At 59.9% G+C, this 20826-nt stretch carries 19 protein-coding genes and 1 tRNA gene; 9 read left to right on the forward strand and 11 right to left on the reverse strand.

Annotated features, from left to right (window positions below):
• Positions 1-48: 48 nt before the first annotated feature.
• The 4 genes from GKO01_RS12000 to argC form a co-directional block, all read right to left on the reverse strand.
• Positions 49-1188: an ATP phosphoribosyltransferase regulatory subunit gene (locus GKO01_RS12000; protein ID WP_099287237.1), complete on the reverse strand. Its 1140-nt coding sequence runs from the start codon at positions 1186-1188 to the stop codon at positions 49-51.
• On the reverse strand, positions 1185-2342 hold the full coding sequence (locus tag GKO01_RS12005) for a phosphoserine transaminase (RefSeq protein ID WP_099287238.1): 1158 nt from the start codon (positions 2340-2342) through the stop codon (positions 1185-1187). The genes GKO01_RS12000 and GKO01_RS12005 overlap by 4 nt, the downstream gene beginning before the upstream one ends.
• 54 nt (positions 2343-2396) lie before the next feature.
• Positions 2397-2480, reverse strand: a tRNA-Leu gene (locus tag GKO01_RS12010).
• Positions 2481-2557: 77 nt separating this feature from the next.
• Complete coding sequence (argC, locus tag GKO01_RS12015) at positions 2558-3457, reverse strand: N-acetyl-gamma-glutamyl-phosphate reductase (protein WP_099287239.1); 900 nt, start codon at positions 3455-3457, stop codon at positions 2558-2560.
• Positions 3458-3604: 147 nt separating this feature from the next.
• Here argC and mazG point away from each other — a divergent pair, with 147 nt between their 5' ends.
• Complete coding sequence (mazG, locus tag GKO01_RS12020) at positions 3605-4408, forward strand: nucleoside triphosphate pyrophosphohydrolase (protein WP_099287240.1); 804 nt, start codon at positions 3605-3607, stop codon at positions 4406-4408.
• A gap of 149 nt (positions 4409-4557) precedes the next feature.
• On the opposite strand, the gene GKO01_RS12025 is transcribed toward mazG, so the two are convergent.
• On the reverse strand, positions 4558-6699 hold the full coding sequence (locus GKO01_RS12025) for a hypothetical protein (protein ID WP_145994760.1): 2142 nt from the start codon (positions 6697-6699) through the stop codon (positions 4558-4560).
• A 393-nt stretch (positions 6700-7092) separates the two neighbouring features.
• On the opposite strand from GKO01_RS12025, the gene queA reads away from it, so the two are divergent.
• A complete protein-coding gene (queA, locus tag GKO01_RS12030) occupies positions 7093-8136 on the forward strand; it encodes a tRNA preQ1(34) S-adenosylmethionine ribosyltransferase-isomerase QueA (protein WP_099287242.1) in 1044 nt (347 codons plus the stop codon).
• Positions 8137-8165: 29 nt separating this feature from the next.
• The gene (gene tgt / locus GKO01_RS12035; RefSeq protein WP_099287268.1) at positions 8166-9311 is read left to right on the forward strand and encodes a tRNA guanosine(34) transglycosylase Tgt; all 1146 of its coding nucleotides are present in this window, start codon (positions 8166-8168) and stop codon (positions 9309-9311) included.
• Positions 9312-9345: 34 nt separating this feature from the next.
• Here tgt and GKO01_RS12040 read toward each other — a convergent pair whose 3' ends face one another.
• The gene (locus tag GKO01_RS12040) at positions 9346-10434 is read right to left on the reverse strand and encodes a purine nucleoside permease (RefSeq protein WP_099287243.1); all 1089 of its coding nucleotides are present in this window, start codon (positions 10432-10434) and stop codon (positions 9346-9348) included.
• A complete protein-coding gene (locus GKO01_RS12045) occupies positions 10431-11969 on the reverse strand; it encodes an adenosine deaminase family protein (protein WP_099287244.1) in 1539 nt (512 codons plus the stop codon). The genes GKO01_RS12040 and GKO01_RS12045 overlap by 4 nt, the downstream gene beginning before the upstream one ends.
• Before the next feature lie 158 nt (positions 11970-12127).
• Here GKO01_RS12045 and queG point away from each other — a divergent pair, with 158 nt between their 5' ends.
• Entirely contained in the window at positions 12128-13186 is a 1059-nt protein-coding gene (gene queG, locus GKO01_RS12050; RefSeq protein ID WP_099287245.1) for a tRNA epoxyqueuosine(34) reductase QueG, read from the forward strand.
• A complete protein-coding gene (locus GKO01_RS12055; protein ID WP_099287246.1) occupies positions 13183-13413 on the forward strand; it encodes a ribbon-helix-helix domain-containing protein in 231 nt (76 codons plus the stop codon). Before queG ends, GKO01_RS12055 begins: the two co-directional genes overlap by 4 nt.
• Here the strand turns inward: GKO01_RS12055 and GKO01_RS12060 are convergent.
• Positions 13410-13727, reverse strand: a complete 318-nt coding sequence (locus GKO01_RS12060; protein ID WP_099287247.1) for a hypothetical protein — start codon at positions 13725-13727, stop codon at positions 13410-13412. The two genes, GKO01_RS12055 and GKO01_RS12060, sit on opposite strands and share 4 nt — an antisense overlap.
• A 170-nt stretch (positions 13728-13897) precedes the next feature.
• On the opposite strand from GKO01_RS12060, the gene GKO01_RS12065 reads away from it, so the two are divergent.
• Together GKO01_RS12065 and GKO01_RS12070 are read left to right on the forward strand one after the other, a co-directional pair.
• Positions 13898-14728 (forward strand): TerB family tellurite resistance protein, encoded by an 831-nt coding sequence (locus GKO01_RS12065; RefSeq protein ID WP_167383475.1) that lies wholly within the window; start codon positions 13898-13900, stop codon positions 14726-14728.
• A gap of 74 nt (positions 14729-14802) precedes the next feature.
• Positions 14803-14955 (forward strand): DUF3309 family protein, encoded by a 153-nt coding sequence (locus GKO01_RS12070; RefSeq protein ID WP_082790651.1) that lies wholly within the window; start codon positions 14803-14805, stop codon positions 14953-14955.
• A gap of 57 nt (positions 14956-15012) precedes the next feature.
• On the opposite strand, the gene GKO01_RS12075 is transcribed toward GKO01_RS12070, so the two are convergent.
• From GKO01_RS12075 to GKO01_RS12085, 3 genes are all read right to left on the reverse strand, one after another.
• Entirely contained in the window at positions 15013-16470 is a 1458-nt protein-coding gene (locus tag GKO01_RS12075; RefSeq protein WP_099287248.1) for a mannitol dehydrogenase family protein, read from the reverse strand.
• A 146-nt stretch (positions 16471-16616) separates the two neighbouring features.
• A complete protein-coding gene (locus GKO01_RS12080) occupies positions 16617-17684 on the reverse strand; it encodes an FUSC family protein (RefSeq protein WP_099287249.1) in 1068 nt (355 codons plus the stop codon).
• 25 nt (positions 17685-17709) lie between these two features.
• Entirely contained in the window at positions 17710-19272 is a 1563-nt protein-coding gene (locus GKO01_RS12085) for a Do family serine endopeptidase (RefSeq protein ID WP_099287250.1), read from the reverse strand.
• A 125-nt stretch (positions 19273-19397) separates the two neighbouring features.
• On the opposite strand from GKO01_RS12085, the gene GKO01_RS12090 reads away from it, so the two are divergent.
• A complete protein-coding gene (locus GKO01_RS12090; protein WP_099287251.1) occupies positions 19398-20597 on the forward strand; it encodes an Mrp/NBP35 family ATP-binding protein in 1200 nt (399 codons plus the stop codon).
• Positions 20594-20764 (forward strand): hypothetical protein, encoded by a 171-nt coding sequence (locus GKO01_RS16005; protein WP_167383476.1) that lies wholly within the window; start codon positions 20594-20596, stop codon positions 20762-20764. The genes GKO01_RS12090 and GKO01_RS16005 overlap by 4 nt, the downstream gene beginning before the upstream one ends.
• The last annotated feature ends 62 nt before the right edge of the window (positions 20765-20826 follow it).

A 20826-nucleotide genomic window follows, 5' to 3' on the forward strand; every position in this document is an offset into this window, starting at 1 on the left:
TCCTAGAACTGACAATACGAGACGGGGGAAACGAAAGGGACCGGCAGGTCAGAGCGGCTGGGCCGCCTCGTCCTTCCAGACATGGGTACAGCGCAGATGCTGCGCCTGAGCGAGCGTATCCTCGTCATGAGACAGGGCGGACACCGTGGCATAACCGGCCTTGTGCAAGCCCGAAAGACGGGATGCGTCCAGATCGACGGGTACATAACAGCGCGGGCGCGACGCAGACACCGGGGCTGCACGCAAAAGGGCCTGTGGGCGGAGCGTCAGGCCGCAGGCAGGCTCCTGCCCAGCCAGATAGCGTCCACCACGGCCCAGTTCCTCGCGCGAACCGGTCGAAAACACTGTCACGCAGAGGCCGGTATGATAGCGCCAGCCCCGGAAATCCACAGGATCAATCGTCAGGCGCAGATCGGGGCTGCGCTCGCGAATCGCTGCCACGGAGGCTGCGAGACGTTCGAAATGTCCGGCAATGTCCTCGGGATAATCCAGTTCTGCCAGCAGATCCAGCGCACGATCGGCGGGACCGGCGGCGCGCAGCATGACGGCCAGCATCTCCGCAATCGGGCCACCCAGTTCCGCCACCGCACTCGCATCCTTGCGGTCCAGCGCATGCAGCAGGGGCTCGCGATCAGCTTTTGGGATAACGCCTTCAATCAGGCCAAGCGCCAGAGCGGGCATGGATAGATCGAACGACACGCCCTCGATCCCCAGTTCCGCGAGCGCCTTTGCGCCGAGCGCAATAACTTCCGCATCCGCCTGCGCACTATCGGGGCCGATCAGTTCGATGCCAGCCTGCGAGACCTGACGGTCAGCCTCGCGACCGGGCGTGCCGACCACGATGCAGCTTCCCGAATAGGACAGGCGCAGGGGGCGCGGCGCGTCCTGAAGACGGATGCTCGCGATCCGGGCAATCTGCGTCGTCATGTCCGGACGCAGCGCCATCATGCGGTGCGAATTCGGGTCCATCAGACGAAAGGTCTGGGGAGCGAGAGATTCCCCCGAACCACCCAGCAGAGAGCTTTCAAACTCCAGCAAGGGCGGGCGAACGCGCTGATAGCCGTGACGGGAAAACGCTTCCATCACGCTGGCAATGCCACGGGCTTCGGCTTCGGCCTCACCGGGCAGCAGGTCGGCAAAACCGGACGGCAGCAGGGCGGCGCTTGGGCTTTCGGAATACAGACTCATGCCGAAAACTCCAGACGCGTCTGTTCATGGGCCCAGTCAAGCCAAGGCAACAGCGCTTCAATATCAGCCGTCTCGACCGTAGCCCCACCCCAAATCCGCAGACCAGCGGGTGCATCACGATAGGCTGCCAGATCGTAACCGGCATCTTCCTTTGCAACGAGTCCGGTCAGATGCTTGACCGCCTTGCCCTTCGCCTCGTCAGACAGGCTTTCAAACCACGGCGCCGTGATTTTCAGACAGATGGACGTGCTGGACCGGGTCTCTTCCCGGACAGAGAGGAACGACACCCAGTCCGCCGTTTCGATCCATTGGGCAACAGCCGCCAGATTTTGCTGCGAGCGGGCTTTCAGGGCGGAAAGACCGCCGATCTGTTCGGCCCAGCGCAGACCGTCCAGCGCGTCCTCGACGCAGAGCATGGACGGCGTGTTGATCGTATCGCCTTCGAAAATGGCTTCGATCAGGCCCTTTTTATTGGCCAGACGGAAAATCTTGGGCAGCGGACGCGGGGAGGGTTGCGACAGGCGGGCAGCGGCACGCGGACTGAGCGCCACCATGCCATGCGCGGCTTCGCCCCCCAATGCTTTCTGCCAGGACCATGTCACGATATCGAGCCGATCCCAGGGTAGATCCATCGCAAACGCGGCGGAGGTCGCGTCACAGATGACCAGACCTTCGTGCTCGGCCGGAATGGCGCTCGCATCGGGAATGCAGACACCCGACGTTGTGCCGTTCCATGTCAGAACGACATCGCGGTTCCAGTCCACGGCCGCCAGATTCGGCAGTTCGCCATAAGGCGCGTCCAGAACGCGCAGATCTTCGATTTTCAGAACGTCGCGCAGATCCTGCGCCCAGGTCCCGGAGAAGCTCTCGAAGGACAGGACGTCGATCCCGCGCTCACCAGCGAGGGCCCACAGGATCATTTCCACGGCACCCGTATCGGAGGCCGGAACGATCCCCACGCGCCAGTCCGACGGAATACCGAGCAGGTCTTTGGAGCGGGTGATGACCTCTTTAAGGCGCACACGACCTTCGGGCGCGCGATGCGAGCGACCCAGCAGGGCTTGATCCAGACCGGTCAGAGTCCATCCGGGACGCTTGGCGCAGGGACCTGAAGAGAAGAACGGGCGAGAGGGTTTGACAGTCGGCTTGGACATGCACGTTCCGGGCTGATCGGTCCTGAGGTCATTCCGGCAGAAAATGACCGTTCATGGTGCGAGAGAGGGGACTCGAACCCCTATGCCTTTCGGCGGTCGATTTTGAGCCGACTGCGTCTACCGTTCCGCCACTCTCGCGCGGGCAGCTCGGACCCTAATGCATTCCCCGCAAAAGGGCCAGAGTGCAAAATCCGGGCCGTGTGAAATAACGTGCCTTACAGGCCCAGCATCAACAGCAGGTTCTGGATGGCCGCGCCCGAAGCCCCCTTGCCCAGATTGTCTAGCCGCGCGGTCAGAACGACCTGTTCGCCGTTATGATGCACCCGCAGTTCCATATCGTCGGTATGAGCCAGAGTGTCCGCCACAAGCTGCGTCTCAGCAGACACAACACGCACATGGGCGCATCCGGCATAAGCCTCCTGAAGCACGGCTTCGATCTCGGCCGCCGATGGCTGACCCGGCAGATCCTTCAGATGCAGCGGGATAGAGACGATCATGCCCTGCGGGAAATGCCCGACCGACGGCACGAAAATCGGCTGGCGCGTCAGGCCGGAGTAATGCCGGATTTCCGGCAGATGCTTGTGCTTTAGGTTCAGCCCATACAGGAAAAACGCCGGACCGCCGTTCTTTTCATGCTCCTCGATCGCCACGCGCCCCGCGCCGCTATAGCCCGAGACAGCGTTGATCGAGACGGAATGATCGGCCGGGAGCAATCCTGCCCGGACCAGAGGGCGCATCAGGGCAATGGCGCCCGTCGGATAGCAGCCGGGATTGGCAACAAATCGCGCGCCCTTGACCGCCGTCGCCTGTTCCGCATCCATTTCAGGAAAGCCGTAAATCCAGCCATCCGCGATCCGGTGTGCGGTGCTGGCATCCAGAATCCGGACATCCAGCCCCTCGGCCAGCGCCACGGTTTCGCAGGCGGCTTCATCCGGCAGACACAGGATGGCGACATCGGCCTTCTCGAGCATGGAACGACGGGCGGCCTTGTCTTTACGCAGTTCCGGCGCAATCGACAGGATTTCCAGACCATAGGACGCCGGAAGTGCCTCGATCCGCTGGCGGATTCCCAGACCCGTCGTGCCTGCTTCTCCATCAATGAAAATGCGTGCCATGCGCCAGAGACCCCGTCTGCAAATCCGTTCCGGCAGACGTTTTACGTCGGGAATGTCAGGCTGTCACGCACAGGCCACATCCGGCGCTTTCATCCACCGGGCGGCACGGCTATGAACCTCTGAGCAAGATAACAGCAGGATCTTCCCATGCCCCAGTCCTACCGGCCGTCCTCCCAGCCGTCCCCACGGCAGATCGACCGCCTGCTGGACATCATGAAGCGCCTGCGCGACCCGCAAGGCGGCTGCCCCTGGGACGTAGAACAGACCCCAGCCACGATCGCTCCCTTCGCGATCGAGGAAGCCTATGAAGTCATGGACGCCATCGCCCGTGACGACCGCGAGGCCATCCCCGACGAACTCGGGGACCTTCTGCTTCAGGTCGTTTTTCAGGCCCAGATGGCACAGGAGGCGGGTCATTTCGATTTCGAGACCGTGGCAGGACTGATCGCCGATAAACTCGTGCGCCGTCACCCGCATGTTTTCGGCGATGCGGTTCTGGATGACGATTCCTGGGAGCGGGAAAAAGACGCCGAACGCCAGCGCAAGGCCGAATATGGCGCACTGGCCGGTGTTGCCCTCCCCCTCCCCGCCCTGATGCGCGCCGCGAAACTGAGCCGCCGCGCCGCCCGCGTGGGTTTCGACTGGGACGACCCCACCGGCATTCTCGACAAGGTTCACGAAGAGATCGACGAACTGAAAGCAGAACTCGGCGGGGACCGGGACCGCATCGAAGACGAACTGGGCGACGTTCTGTTCACCGTCGCAAGCCTGGCCCGCAAGCTCGATATCGACCCCGAAGCCGCCCTGCGCCGAAGCAATGCCAAATTCACCCGTCGCTTTGAGGCAATGGAAACCATGCTCGCGCGGAGGGGGCAGACCATGGCCGAGCAGGACCTGCCGACCATGGAAGCACTCTGGCAGGAAGCGAAGACACTTCCCGGCATGAAATGATGTTTTGTTAAAACACACCGCTCTACTTTAAAATAAAAGGCGAATCCTCAAACGAAAATTTCGCCGACACAACCCCAAAAAAAACACTCGGGAAAGCGGATTGATGCTCTCAAAGCACCAATCCGTAGCCGCAGAAAAAATATTCGATTTTATTCTGAAATAGAATTATTTTGGCCATCCGTCCATTTATTTGCAGATGAATGCCAATAGGCTTCTACACCTTTAATGCCATTCAGGACACAACTGTTACACCAGACATGCGAACCATCTGCCATACCCGTTGGCAGACTGCTCAGGGCATAAGATCCGGTCGTGATCTGCCCTGAAACGGTCAGAGAATTTCCTACAGATGTCTGTGCATTTATTGTGAACTGTCCGCCACTCTGCAGGGGGTTGAAAACCAGATTTCCATTTGCTGCCGGGCTGGCGGAAAACTGATTGGTCCCATCAGAAGTCTGAAAATACTGCGTTCCGCGCATGACAAAATTGGCATTTGCAGAGAGTTGGCCCGCCGCATTAAGTGCTCCAAGCGCATTTGTGGATCCATCTCCCTTCAGACTCAGGATATCTGTGCCATTATTGGCGATTAGATCCATCCCACCGAGATTGGTTCCATAATCCCAGCTGATACGCGCGAGAGGCGATCCCCCCAACGCGGTGCCGGCCTTGGTATTTTCGATTGTACCGTCAATCCAGCCACCGAGATTCAGGGAGGTGTTGGTCCAACCGTTTGCCCCAGCATTTTCGCGATTCAACCAGGAAACCATACGAATGTGATTACCATCAGCCTGCCCGATAAATTCTGCAATTTCAGCATTATTCCCAGCATCAGAACCCACTGAATAAGGCGCAAATAGCTTGAGCCCGTTAGCGTTAATTTCAGCTTCACCGCCATCGCCGGTCAAACGCAACAGTGACCCTCCACTTCCTCCAAATCCACCCGCAACAAACACACCGTAACTATCTGAAGTTGGCTTTTTACTATTGGGCGCCGAATAAGCCATGGTCAGTCCGTGAACCGACACCATGTAATCCTGCAAGGCGTAGTTCACCATATTGACTTCGTTATATTCGAGCTTGTGCGCCAACGAACTCGTTGGAACACCACTGGCGTCCAAAGCCGGATTGTATTCTATCTGCTCGACCTGCCCGAAGTCTTTATTTTCAGCACCCAGCAGGACTGTGGGGGTGCTGTAAGCCGTCCAGTAAGTGTCAAGCTTTGTCGTGTCGGGAATCTGCTGTGCGGCCGAACTCGCACCACCATAAGCAATCCAGCCTGGGCCAATAATGATATACTTTGAACTCCCATCAGCCTGTGTTTTGTCCCAGTCGGAAACAAAGGCATGGTAAAGCCCGTTGACGGGCAGCGTTTTGGACGAACCTGGAGCTACTCGCGTAATTGTCGGATCGTAGCTGTTCGTAGTGATGGTCATACCATCACGAAGCTGGGCAACCTGTGCTTTCGTCAGAGGCACGCATGACTTACCACTCGTATCTGTAGGACCACATCCCGGCATCCAGACATGTGTTGCGTCGTACGAAACCCCCGACAAAACCAGACGAGCGGCGGCAGAGGCCATGTTCACCCCGATACCGACGTTTTCAAAATCCTCATAATTGGCCAGAAGTGACGTCGATTGCTCCAGTGCCGCTCCAATTCCCATCCGGGCATTTTCACGCCCCTGAGCGGTATCCGCGATAACCAAACAGGCTCCCGCATCGTAATTGCCATAAGGATGACAGTTGATTCGTTCTGAACCCAGAGAACCACGTGCACCGTTTGGAGCACCCTGACCCTTGACGTCTGCTACAAAGTCTCCCCCGACCTGAATGCCATCCGGATCAATAGCCCATCGTCCACTGTTAACCACGGTGGGCTGAATACGAACGATGGAGTCAACGGAAGCTGGATTATTCCACAGCCCGGAAGTCGTGCTGATGGGAGATGTGAGCTGTCCCACAGAATCCAGACCTGCAACTCCGTTTACAGATCCTATTTCCGTTATTGGGATGTAATTCGCCAGAAGCGAACTCGTCACACTATCTGAACAAATTGTAGGATGACCGTCTGCATCCAGACCACAAGCCTGAACCTGTACAGTGGTCGGGTGCCACTGTCCGTCATTCCCCTTGTAAGCGTTGACCACAGGATTTCCGGAAGCATTCAGACCGGACGTAATTTTTACTGCATGATACTGATTGTCCGAAGAACGATATGTTTGAGGGACGGTAGTTGATGCCAGAGCAGATCCGGACAGCAAAACACCAAATAAAATATGTTTTTTCAACATTGAATTTCTCAATTTTTATGGAAAATAAATCGATTTACTTGAATAAATATATTCAGAGATAATCTTGCGATTTATTGAACGAGATATTTCAATAAGCAATTATGACATACTATACTAAAATCTGCATTCATATGCAAGTAAAAGAATAAAATTCGCCTTCGCACTCGTTGCTCTTTTAACGTTGGATCATCTGTTTGCTCCTTTGAGTCTCATAGAGATTTCAAAGAAACCATCAGATTTTGATAATTTTTCATGAGGCTATTTCTTATCTTGTCGTCGTGAAGGAGCTGGGATCTTTTCAGCCCCCTTCGTGTCGCCTTTCACTCAAAAAGATACGTCAGACTTGCAGGTCTGACGTTTTCATGTGGGCCGAACCTGCTAGAGAACACTCCCATGACGGACGATCTCGCCCCATTCGATTTCGAACTCCCCCGCGATCACATCGCGACGGAACCTGCACGCCCGCGTGACAGCGCAACATTGCTGCATGTCCGGTCCGGCTTGGCACCCGATCCGCGCGTGATCCGCGACCTGCCGGACCTCCTGCAAGAAGGCGATCTTCTGATTGCCAACAACACGGCCGTTATCCGCGCCCAGCTTGCCGCTACGCGCGGAGAGGCCAAGATCGGCCTGACGCTCGACCGTATTCTGTCGGACGGAAGCTGGCATGCCTTGGCGCGCAATTCGCGCAAACTGAAGCCACAGGATATCCTGCATTTCGGAGACGATCCCGTCACGGCCACCGTTGTCGAAAATGAAGGCGATGGCGCGGCCAGCATCTGCTTCTCTGTCGAGGGAGACGATTTCGACGCATTTCTGGAACGTGTCGGCGCACTGGCCCTTCCCCCTTATATCGAACGCCCCTTCGGCCCGACAAAGCAGGACGATTCGGATTACCGCACCATTTTCTCGCAGTATCGCGGTGCGGTCGCAGCGCCAACGGCGGGTCTGCATTTCACGCCTGAAGTGCTCGCAGCACTGGACGCAAAAGGCATCCAGCGCCGGACCCTGACGCTGCATGTCGGCGCGGGCACGTTCCTGCCCGTCCGCTCCACCATTGCCGAGCATAAGATGCATGCGGAATGGGGTGAGATCGACGCCGAAACCGCTGCCGCCATCAACGAGACCCGAGCCCGTGGTGGCCGGATCGTGGCCGTCGGCACAACCTCGCTTCGCCTGCTGGAAAGCGCGGCCCGCGAGGACGGGACCGTCGCTCCGTGGCGTGGCGAGACCTCCATTTTCATCAAGCCCGGATACCGCTTCAAAGCGGTGGACGTCCTGATGACCAATTTCCATCTGCCGCGTTCGACGCTGTTCATGCTCGTCTGCGCGTTCAGCGGCACCGAGACCATGCGTGAGGCCTATGCCTACGCCATCGCCAACGGATTGCGGTTCTATTCGTATGGCGATGCCTGCCTGCTGGAGCGCGCACCATGAGCGACCACAAAACCGATCACGCCACCAAAATGACCTGGGTGCCTGAAGCGAGCTGCGGCATGGCGCGCGCGGGCCATCTGCACACCCGCCACGGCACAGTCCCGACCCCAACCTTCATGCCGGTCGGCACCGTGGGCACGGTCAAGGGCATGACGATGGACGCCGTGCGCTCCACGGGTGCGGGCATTGTTCTGGGCAACACCTATCATCTGATGCTGCGCCCTACGGCGGACCGCGTGCAGAAGCTGGGCGGCCTGCATAGAATGATGGACTGGCCCGGCCCGATCCTGACCGATTCAGGCGGATTTCAGGTCATGTCCCTTGGTGCGCTGCGTAAACTCGACGAAGACGGCGTGACGTTCCGCTCACATATCGACGGCAGCAAGCACCGCCTGACGCCAGAAATCTCGACCGACATCCAGTTCAAGCTCGATGCGACCATCACCATGGCGTTCGATGAATGTCCGGCCCTGCCTGCCACGCCCGAAGCCCTGCGCAAATCCATGGAAATGTCCATGCGCTGGGCCGCCCGCTCCCGCGAGGCGTTTGTCGCGCGTGAGGGATATGGCCAGTTCGGTATCGTACAGGGCGGCACCGAGCGGGATCTGCGGGAATATTCCATCAAGGCCCTAACCGAGATCGGCTTTGAAGGCTATGCGATCGGCGGTCTGGCCGTGGGGGAAGGCCAGGAACTGATGTTCTCGACGCTGGACTTCACCACGCCGATGCTGCCGCAGGACAAGGCGCGGTATCTGATGGGCGTCGGCACGCCGGACGATCTGCTGGGTGCGGTCATGCGCGGCGTGGATATGTTCGACTGCGTGATGCCCTCGCGCGCGGGTCGCACGGCCCGCGCCTATACCGAGCGCGGCGCCATCAATCTGCGCAATGCCCGTTTCGCCGAAGACACCCGCACGCTGACGCCCCATGACGACACACCCGTCGCTGGACGTTACAGCCGTGCCTATCTGCATCATCTGTTCCGTGCCAATGAAATGCTCGGCCCGATGCTGCTGACATGGCACAATCTGGCGTATTACCAGCGCCTGATGCGCCAGATCCGCGCCGCCATCGTGGACGGCACGCTTGATGCTCTGGCTGTGAAGCTGCGCGAAGACTGGGCCAAGGGCGACTGGACCGAGGACGAATGGCCGATGCCTGATCTGGCCCTGTAATGGCCCTGTACTCCGGGGCGTTGCCCCGGACCCATTACGGCGCTGACGACTGCGCCGACGGCAGGGCCTTGCCGTACCGGTCCCAGTGCGTCGCCAGTTCCTTCACGACCACACTCCCGACCGTATAGGCCGCATCCACCGACGCCTGAAAACCTGAAAAACCCGTCTCATGCGCTTCATCTGACAGAAGCTGCGCCGCACTCTGGCCCGGCGGGGGCATGTCGAAATTGCTGGCCGTCCGCAGGATCAGCGCACGCTTCGGGTCAACGCGCCCGGCCTTGCCCTGAAGCGCCAGAGCCTGACAGAACGCCACATCTTCTTCCGCCGTCGTGGCCATCACGCCCTGTCCATCCGTCCAGTATTTCACCCAGCGCTCGGCCCACTGGTTCATTTTCGCGCCGACCCAGAAGGTCTCGCCCGAAATCGTGTCGCCAAGCTGCACGGAAGGCGGTTTCTGAGCTGCGGCAAAGCCGGTGTAACGCAGGCGCGATGCTTTCAAACCGTCATTGTCGGGCAGCGCGATGTCCTTCGTCAGCCCATAAGCCCACTGCACGAGGGCCGGGTCGAGCGTGTATTCCATGTCTCCCATGCCGGAATGCAGCGCAGGACGCGGCTTTTCATCCGGAGTGCTGCCCTGCACGGGCGTAAACCCGTCCGGCCAGGAGGCGGGGATTTCACGCGGGTCCACCAGATGGGACAGACCGCCATTGATAACACGCGGTGCCCAGACGGCCGAGCCGATGGTCCCGAAATTGGGATCAATCCCACCAATTCCTGCCAGCACGAAATAGGCATGTCGCAGATCGAACCGCGGATCGAGCACGAGGGCCGTGATGGCCGAGGCCATGTGCTCCGGCCCCTCGCCGCTTGCGATGCCCAGAACATGCAGATCCGGATTGTAGTGCATCACGTCATGATCGGTGCCGGGGGCCGGGATCGTCTGCTGCAGGGGCAGTTTTTCAATCCAGTTCTGGTATTCACCCGCTGTATCACCCGTATCTTTGCCGATCTCGAACGTCGTGACGACGACGACGCGAACGGGAATTGGGGCATGAGCCAACGCCAGACCAGACGCACAGAGGGACAGGAGCGCGGCCCCGAAAACGGTTGAGACAGATTTCACTGATAGAGACCCTCATGTGTGACAGCGGCTTCGAACGTGACGAACCGCTCTTCAAGCGCCCATTGCAGACGGGCTTTCTCGCTGGATTTCAAAAACGCCGTGCAGGATGCGGAAGTGACTGGCCATGTCCGACAGGCCGGAACAAACTGCCCCGGCTGATGATCGCCCCAGAGACTTGCACCCGGCACGAATGCATAGTCCAGCCCAGCGCGGGACAGTGTTTTCAGATCGGCATAGGACAGATCATAGGTCTGGGCCGCGCGGACATATTCCTGCGTCAGATCCCCGCGTGAGACGCCTTCATCATCCGTGGACAACGCCATCGGCACCCCAGCCCGGCGATAGAGCGAAAACGGATGTGCCGCGCCTTTGACGCCGAGGATCTCGTCATTGCTGGTCAGGTTGATTTCCACCATCACAGGACGCTTTGCCATCTCAGCCAGAAGCGTTTCAGGGTCGTCCTCCAGCGCCACATCCACGCCATGCCCGATCCGGCTGGCTCCTGCCACTTCAACGGCTGCGCGGATATGGTGTCGCAGACCCTCGGTCGAGACGAGGCCCGTCGTAAGTTCCCCGGCATGCAGGCTCAGCTTCACGCCCGGATACACGCCGTTCAGGAAATGGAACATCCGCATATGCAGGTCATAGTCGCGCATGGCGGTCGCGTCGTCCTCGGGCGCGACGATATTCAGCCCGACGAAGCGCGGATCGGCTTTCACAGTCGCATAGCCGGCATCAAGCTGCGCATAAACAGCCTGAGGCGGCAGCGTTCGCAAGGTCTGGAACAGATAGCGCACCGTGACCGCGCAGCCCGGATGGGCCTGTGGCGTTCCGCATTTCAGCACCTCCCGCGCCTGAGCCTCCATCCGGTCCGTCTCGGCTCGGGCCTTCTGCACCAGTGCCGGAATTTCCGGAACGAGCGCCTGATGTGCAGCAGCGAGGTCGTCGCCCTGCAACGGATGATGGAAACCGGCCCCGATCATCGGGCCAATGCCGGGCGAGATCATCAGTTCAAGATACGTCACATGATCGCGTGCCGCACGGTCGCGGGCTTCGGCCAGCATCTCGCCCTCGTGCGCGTCGGCGATGGCGGTAAATCGGGCGAAAGTCGCGAAGAAATGGTCGTGGCCGGAAGCATCCCCCGGCGACGGCACGAAATCGCGCATGGACAGCGCATCAATCAGCGCATTTTCCGATCCTGCGTGATGCGACAGGTCGGCAGCAGGAAATTCGCCGCCTCCCGGATGGGTGCACGCATGATCGAGAATGCGCTTTTCCGTCAGGGACACGCACAGCCCATCGCGCGCAGCCCAGTCCAGCATGCTTTCGGCATAAACCGCGCCAGCCAGATGATTGTGCAGATCCGCCCCTTTGGGAAAATCCCGCAGGAACATGTTCAGCCGGACCGGATCGTTCCGGACATGATCGTAAACCTGCGCGGCGGACGGAGCAGCCTGTGCGACCGAATTCAGTGCCAGAACGGATGTCATGCCCAGAACAGCAGCGGGCAGAATGAAGCGGAAAGGATGTCGCATGGCCCAACGATGCCGCTCCGCCACCGACGTGGCAAGCCATTTTCAAATCGTGACAAACCCTGTCTGAAACGGGCCTTCCGAACACTGGAAAAGCTGGTCCATTTGTATACCCGATGACATAATGAATGTCCGTTCACCGGTGAGACCAATCCCTTTTCATGCCTGATTTTCCGACACCCGCCACAGGGCTTGAAACCCGGATTGCGGACCATGCGCGCCATCTGGGTTTTGATGCGGTCGGGTTCTGCAAAGCCGAACTTGGGCCGGAGGTCGCGCAGGGTCTGCGGGAATTCGTCGCTCAGGGTCATCATGGAACAATGGAGTGGATGGAGACGCGCATCGAAGAGCGCGCCCATCCTCAGGCGCTCTGGCCCGAAGTGCGGAGTGTGATTTCGCTGGGCCTCTCCTACGCCCCGGCGGAAGGCCCAACGACCGATCCCGAATGCGGCAATATTTCCGTCTATGCCCGGAACCGCGACTATCACGATGTCATCAAGGGCATGCTCAAGCATCTGGCACAGTATGTCGTCAAACTGGGTGGACCGGAGACGCAGGTGAAGGTGTTCGTCGATACCGCGCCGGTTTCGGAGCGCGCACTGGCGGAGAAGGCGCAGCTCGGCTGGACAGGAAAACACACCTGTCTCGTCTCGCGGGAGCATGGCTCCTGGCTGCTTCTGGGCGAGATCTACACCACGCTGGAACTCGCGCCTTCTGCGCCAAAAGGTGGAAGCTGCGGCTCCTGCACGCGCTGCCTGACCGCCTGCCCGACCGATGCCTTCACGGCGCCCTACCGCATGGATGCGCGCCGCTGCATTTCGTATCTGACGATCGAGCACAAAGGCCCAATCCCGCACGAACTGCGCGCGAAAATCGGCAACCACATCTATGGCTGCGACGACTGCCTGTCCGTCTGCCCGTGGAACCGCTTTGCAGAGAGCGCACGGCATATCAAACTTCAGGCCCGCCCTGAACTGGTGGCGCCGAAACTTGATGAACTGGTCCGGTTGGATGATGCGACCTTCCGGACATTCTTTTCCGGCTCGCCCATCAAGCGGATCGGACGCAACAGATTTGTACGCAACGTACTGATCGCCATTGGCAACTCCGCCGATCCGTCGCTCCTCCCCTCCGCGCGCGGCCTGCTGACAGATCCAGACCCGGATATTGCCGAGACGGCAGACTGGGCCATCAAACAGCTTGAGGACCACCCCGCATGAGCGATCTCGTTAAACGCAGTCTGTCCCTGTCCGGACATCGGACGTCCGTGGCACTCGAACCCGAATTCTGGACGGTTCTGGACATGATCGCCATGACGCGCCAGCAGAGCTTTGCCTCACTCGTCGCTTCGCTGGATGCAACACGGCCGCCCGAACGTCCACTGGCGTCAGCGCTTCGGGTTGCCGCACTTCTGCATCTGCAAAAACGGCTTGAAACCTCAGGCTAAGCTTTTTCGGCTGTCAGCCCCAGCCAGTCCGGATGTCTGCGCTCGATCCAGCGCAGGACACAGCCCTGCAAACGGCGGAACAAAGCAATATCCTGTGACAGGAGCATGATGCCAACCGGCAGCATCCACAATCCGAGAACCGGCAGGATCGACAGGACTCCCCCCAGCATGAACAGCACTCCCGCCGGAATCCGTACCCATTTATGCGACGGCTCCCGCAGCCAGTTCAGCACCGTCTGCAACTTCTCGGGCAACCGGCGGATCAAAAGCTCCATCAGTTCGTCGTCAGTACGAGGGGGCAGCGAAGAAGTCATGCAAATATCCGTCAAACAGTCTGAAACTCTGACAGCACAAAGCCTGAAGAGGGGCCGGGTTCGTCATTCCGCTTTCATAGCACGCCTCACACAAAAGCTTTCAGACCGCGTGATGTGCGGCTGTACGATCTGTCATTTGCCGCCGAGGATGGGCGTGCTAGGCTGAACTCATGGCTATCTGGGGCAAGATGTTCGGTGGTGTCGCGGGTTTCGCGGTTGGTGGTCCTTTCGGAGCGCTGATGGGCGCTGCTCTGGGGCATGCCGCCGATAGCGGCTCCCTGCTCAAACCCTCGACAGGAGGATGGAGCGAGCGTTTTCCTGCAAATGGTCGGCCTGATCCCAACAGCGCAGCCTTTTTCGGAGCGGCCAAGATCGCGGCGGCGCTGGGCAAGCGGGATCAGCTTTATGCCATCGGGCTTGTTGCGCTGTGTGCGAAGCTCGCCAAGATCGACGGCCCGGTCAACCGGCACGAAATCAACGCTTTCAAAACCTGCTTCCAGTTCCCGTCTGATAACGTCAAGGAAGTTGGCATGCTGTTCGACCGCGCTCGGGACCGAACGGACGACTTCGAGATGTATGCCCGTGAGATGGGCGCGGCCTATGCCGACAACACGGCACCGCTTGAAAACCTCATGACGGCCCTGTTCCGCATCGCCCGCGCCGATGCCGGACCGGACCGCAAGCTGCACCCCAAGGAAGTCGACTTTCTCCAGCGCGTCCACCGGGCTTTCGGCCTTCCCGCGGGGGCGTGGGATCGGGCAGAAAGCGGCAACAACCGCGCCGCCAGTTCGAACGAACCGGATGCCTATCGCATTCTCGGCATCACGCGCACCGCCACCGATACCGAAGTGCGTATCCGCTGGCGGACCCTGATCCGCGAACACCATCCGGACGTTCTGGCGCAAAAACCCATGTCCGAAGCCGAGCGCCGCCGGGCGCAGGACAAAGTCGCCCGCATCAACGCCGCCTGGGACCGCATCAAGCGCGATCGGCAGCTTTGATCTTTCGCAATATTGCGGAAACTTTCTTTCACCAACGCGCGTAAAGCAGTCTCAACCGGCAAGAGAGATGTGCCATGGGACTGATCCTTCTTGTAATCCTGATTCTCCTGCTGATCGGTGCGCTGCCGTCATGGCCGTACAGTTCAAAATGGGGCTACTACCCGTCCAGCGGACTGGGCCTGATCGTGGTCATCGTCGTGATTCTTGTTCTGCTGGGACAGATCTGAGCATAAAAAAACCGCGCTCCTTACAGAGCGCGGTTTTTTATTCCCGAAAAGTCGAACTTAGGCCGGAATGGCGGCCTTCACACCCTTTTCGCGAATGATCTTCCGCAGCGCGATGACCTTCTGATCCAGTTCGGACGTGTCCAGATCGCGCCACCCGTCGAACGCCGGGAGCTTCAGAGAACTCTCAAAATCGTCCGCCTTGGCCAGCTTCCATTCGGCATCGCCATAAGTCGGCTCGGACGATTCATACGTCCCGCCCTTCTCGTCCCGTCCACGCAGCATTTCGAGATAGGACGCAACTCCGAACGCAATGCGTGACAGATCACGCTTACCTTCGATCGCCCGGCGCACGGTTTCCGTCCAGAACACCTGAACCTTGGAACAGCCATCGCTGGCAATCCGGAGCGTCTGGTCCGACATCGCCTTGTTGGAGAAACGGCTGATGACGCTGTCCCGGTAGCCTTCGAGCGTCATGCCTGACGGCGCCTTCAGGGTCGGGATGACATCCTTGTTGAGGTAGTTCTTCAAATTGCCAAGGAGTTCGCCGTCTTCAATGGCGTCATCCACATTCTCATAGCCAACCAGAATGCCCGGGAAACAGAGCGTGACGTGCCCGGCATTGAGCATCCGGATCTTGACGTGCTCCCAGTCCGTCACGTCTCCGACCATCTGCACACCGGCTTTTTCAAGCGGCGGGCGACCATCGGCGAACTGGTCTTCCAGAACCCACTGGTGGAAATCCTCAGCCACCAACGGCAGGTCGTCATCCAGCCCGCTGGCCGTGTTCAGTTTCTTCGCAATGGCCGTTGAAACGGTCGGGGTGATGCGATCAACCATTCCGTTCGGGAAGGTCGCGTTCTCCTCGATCCATTTTGCCAGCTCCGGATCGCGCGCTTTCGCATAGCCGAGGAAAGCCTTGCGGGCGACATTGCCGTTATGGCGCAGGTTGTCGCAGGACATAACCGTAAACGCCTTGTGTCCGGCATCCCGGCGACGGCGCAGGGCCTCGACGACATAACCGAAGACCGTAGACGGCTTTTCCGGGTTCTGCAGATCGGCTTTCACCGCCGCATTTTCCAGATCAAACGCACCGGTCGTCTCGTTGATGTTATAGCCGCCTTCCGTGATCGTCATGGACACGATGCGGATCGCCGGATCGGCCAGATGCTTCAGCACGGCTTCAGGATCTGCCGGGGCGAGAAGATAATCGCGCAGCGCCCCCATGACGCGCACCGTGCTTTTGCCGGAAGGGGCCGTCTCGGTCAGGGAATACAGGCAATCCTGTTTTTTGAATTCCTCGGCCTTCTTCTTCGAGCGGTCACTGCCCGTCAGACCAACGCCAATGATCGCCCAGTCGGGCGCGTGTTCAAGGATCTGCTCCACATAGAACGCTTCATGCGCCCGGAAAAAGTTGCCGACACCGAAATGCACGATCCCCGGTTTCACGCCGTCAATGTCGTAAGGGGGCGCCTGGACATTGGCAGGAAGAGACTTGAGAGTTTCGCGCGTAATCATGGACTTCTCCGTGGTTTCGGGCCGGTCGCTGACGGGGACCGACAAGGCCGGGCATGTGCCATCATAGCCTCCGAACAACGCAAAAGCCGAATAACGGTTTCAACAGCCCCCGGAACCGTCCGCCGCAAAGACCTCGGAAAAAGGCATCAGAGCCCTTTCATGCCACTCACATCTTCGCGCATGACCACGCCGACAGCTCTTTCCAGATCTTCCCGGAAAAGGGACATCACAAAGCGCATCTCCGGCCGGGTCTGTTCTTCCAGACGTGGCAGGAGATGCAGAATTTCTTCATCCTGCGCCTGTCGCGGATGCCGGCTGTTCTTCGCGGTCAGTTGTTCTTCACAACTATGTGCCAGCGCCCGGAGCGCATGGCTCAGCCCCTTGTACAACGGCATCAGGCCGGTATTTCCCGCCGCGCGCCCCGTCGCAATGGCCCGCGCGACCAGCATCGTGTCATTCAGCAGGCGCCGCATGAGCCGGGGCAGAGCGGCCAGAACCGGATCACGTTGTTCCAGTTCCTTCAGCCGTTCGCGCCGCGCTTCGGTGACGGCATCCTCAAGCTCCATCAGCAGAGCCACACAGTCATCGTTCTGCTGCTCGATGGCCGTCCATCCCGTATTCTGGTCGAGCGCGCTTTTGAGAAGCTGGTCCATGCGCCGTAACAGACGCCCTGCCGTATGGAATGCCTGCTTGCGCGCACTGCTGTGCAGAATGAGAAACGATACGACGATCGACACCGCAACGCCCATGACAATGGCCAGAAGCCGCGTGACCAGCGGCAAAAACGGGCTGCCCTGACTGGGAAACAGATACACGATCATCAGGGTGATGCAGGCGAAACGCAGCGTCGGCTGAATGGCCGTCAGGAACACCAACGGCGTCAGCATGATCCAGAACGGAATCCAGCGCAGACCCGTCGTAATTTCCAGCACGACCGCACACCCGCCCGCCAGCGCCCCGATCACCGTTCCGCTGATCTGGTCGCGGGCCGTGGCCATGGTCTGGCTGATGCTGGACTGCGTCACGATCAGGGCCGTGACCAGCGCCCAGATCGTTTCCTGCAGATGCATGAGCGACCCGATGATCCACGCCACGACCACCGACACCAGAACCCGGATGGTCTGGCGTATTGCGGGACGCATGACTTCGCGCCAGCTGCTGTTCCGAGGCGGCGCAGGCAGCCAAGCCCGGCCCAGACGTATCAGAACATTCATGCTCACATTTCAGTTCAGGTGAAAATCAGTTCCCCAGAAAGGGCACCGGAACCCAGCGCAGCCCATCGTCATCCTGCACCAGCAGCAGGGCTTCCGTCTTCTTGCGCTCGTGCAGACCTTGCACGGCCTTGGCGAAATCGTCCGGCGTGTTGATCTGGTCCTGTCCGACCTGTGTGATCACATTTCCCTCAACAATTCCCCGCGATGCAGCAGGGCTTCCGGCTTCGACACGTGAAACCAGAACACCGCGCTGATCGTCAGACAGCGCATATTGCGTGCGTGCGTCTGCGTCGATCGCACTGACTGTCACCCCGAGTTCACCCAAAGCCGCATGACGGTGCTCCGGCTGATGTGTGTCGGACGGCGGCATATCCGGCGGCGTGGGAGACTGCGCAAGCGTGATCGGCAGCGTTTTGAGGGCCCCCTTGTGCCAGACTGTCAGCTGCGCCTGCGTTCCCGGTAGAATGGAGGCAATGATGCGCGGCATGGTCTGGCCGGTCACGTCCTGATCATTGACGCGGGTGATGATGTCGCCAACCTCAAGACCCGCTTTTGCAGCCGGGCCTTTCGGATCGATTTCAGAAATCAGCGTTCCCTTGCCGTTAGAGCCGTCCGGCTTGCGGAAATCGAGCGTCTCGGCAATGTCGTTCGTCACATCCTGGAATTTCAGCCCCATCCAGCCGCGCGAGACATGCCCGGTGCGGCGAAGCTGGTCGATGATCCCTCGCGCATCATCCGCCGGAATGGCAAAACCGATCCCGATGGAATCGCCGCCCGAGCCGCCATAGATCAGCGTGTTGATACCAATGACTTCGCCGGAAAGATTGAACAGCGGACCGCCGGAATTGCCGCGATTGATGGCGGCATCCGTCTGGATATAGTCGTCATACAGACCGTGTTCGACGTTTCGTCCGCGCGAGGAGATGATGCCTGCCGTCACTGTTCCGTTCAGCCCGAACGGGTTGCCGATCGCCAGAACCCAATCCCCGATCCGCGCTTTGTCGCTCCGGCCCAGCGGGACTGTCGGAAGCGGACGCTTGGGCTTGACCTCCAGCACGGCCAGATCGACCTGACTGTCCCGTCCCACGATCCGCGCCGGCATCTCGGTCCCGTCCTGAAGCGTGACGCTGACCTGATCTGCCCCTTCGATCACATGATTGTTCGTCACGATGATACCGGACGCATCAATGATGAAGCCCGAACCCAGCGCCTGCTGACGGCGGGGCGGATGGTTCGGGGCCGGTTTGTGCTTCAGATAATCATGGAAGAATTTTTCCAACGGTGAGCCCTGCTGGAACGGGGGCACCTGCGGGCCGTCCGGATCGCTGGAATCCGGCCCCTTGTCATCCGTCTTCGCAGGCTTGAGCACAGCGGAGGTCGAGACGTTCACGACCGACGGCAGGAGCCTGTTTGCCAGATCCGCAAAGCTCGACGGCACCGAACGCGGCGCAGGAGTCGGTACGGAAGACGGCTGACCTGCCACCGGCGCAGCATCCTGAGCCAGCGCCGGAGCCGCGCTCAGCGCCCAGCCTGCGGAAAGGGACAGCGCCAGAACGGAAACAGAAAGACGGACAGATGGGTTTTTCATGCCCCCACGCTAACGCAGAACATGGCCGTTCGTCACCATCCCGCCATTCAGGATGCGTTTTCAGACCGTTGATGCTAGGCTCATGCCCCTTTTCGATACAATAATTTCCTTGATGAGAGCCCGGCATGACTGACACCACGCCCCCCAACGACATGCCGCCCGCCTCCCCCGGGACGGACGCCTCCAGCGCCGAAACCCGCATTACCGATATCCTGAAATCCGAGCAGGACAGTCAGGGCTCAAACGTCCTGTCCTTCGCAGCGCTTGAGAGCGTCTCGGTTCAAAACGGACATGCGCATGTCTCTCTGGCGACGTCACGGGACAACGCCTCGCGCGTGGAGCCCCTGCGGCCGCGTGTCGAAGCAGCGATAGCGAGCCTGCCGGGCATCACGGGCGCCACCCTGTCCTTCACGTCCCATCGCCCCGCAACGCCGGCCGCCGCCAACGCGCCCGCACAGGGCGGAGGGCACCGCCCCTTCAATCTGGGCGACAAACGCCGCAACGCCGCGAGCCGACATGCTCCCGAAACGCTGCTGCCGGGTGTGAAGGCCGTTATTGCGGTCGCGTCGGGCAAGGGCGGTGTCGGCAAATCCACCACAGCCGTCAATCTTGCGGTCGGACTTGCACGGGAGGGCCTGAAGACCGGGCTTCTGGATGCGGATATCTACGGCCCCTCTCTTCCCCGCATGCTGGGACGCAACGCGCGGCCGGACGTCGTGGACGGAACGATTCTGCCGATCGAAGCCTGGGGCCTGAAGAGCATGTCCATCGGCTATCTGGTGGACGAAAATCAGGCCATGATCTGGCGTGGCCCGATGGTCATGGGTGCGCTGACGCAGTTTCTGGGCGAAGTCGAATGGGGGGAACTCGACGTTCTCGTGATCGACATGCCCCCCGGCACCGGCGACGCGCAGTTGACGCTGGCCCAGAAACTCGGTCCCAAGCTTGCCACTGGCGGCGCGATCATCGTCTCCACGCCGCAGGATATCGCGCTGCTGGACGCAAGACGCGGCGTGGCCATGTTCGAGCGGATGGAAACCCCGATCCTCGGTGTCGTCGAGAACATGTCCTATTTCTGCTGCCCGAACTGCAACCACCGAACGGAACTGTTCGGCCACGGCGGCGCAAAGGCCGAAGCCGAAAAGATGGGCGTTCCGTTCCTCGCGGAGATCCCGCTGCTCGCCGATATCCGCGCAAGTGGCGATGACGGGACTCCGATCATCCTTTCCGCACCCGACAGCGAAGCAGCTCAGGCCTATACACGGCTTGCGCAGGGTGTGGCCCGTTCCCTGTCTTCCGAACACAGCACGAAAGAGCCGTCATGATCCGTATTCTTCTTATCGGCGCCTGCCTGACAGGAGCAGGCCTTACACTGGCTGGCTGCTCCCATGCGGTGACGCATCAGGGTCTTTCTTCCGACGGCTATGGCTTTACGAAAGACTCGCAGCATCTTCCGCCGCCCGCAGACCTGATCACGCCCATCCCGCACTAAATTACGGGGCGAAACCAGAGAATCGTTCTCCAGCGCTTGACCTGACAGCCCCGGACATGGAA

Origin of the sequence: Gluconobacter kondonii (genome assembly GCF_002723995.1) — a bacterium.
Lineage (GTDB): Bacteria > Pseudomonadota > Alphaproteobacteria > Acetobacterales > Acetobacteraceae > Gluconobacter > Gluconobacter kondonii.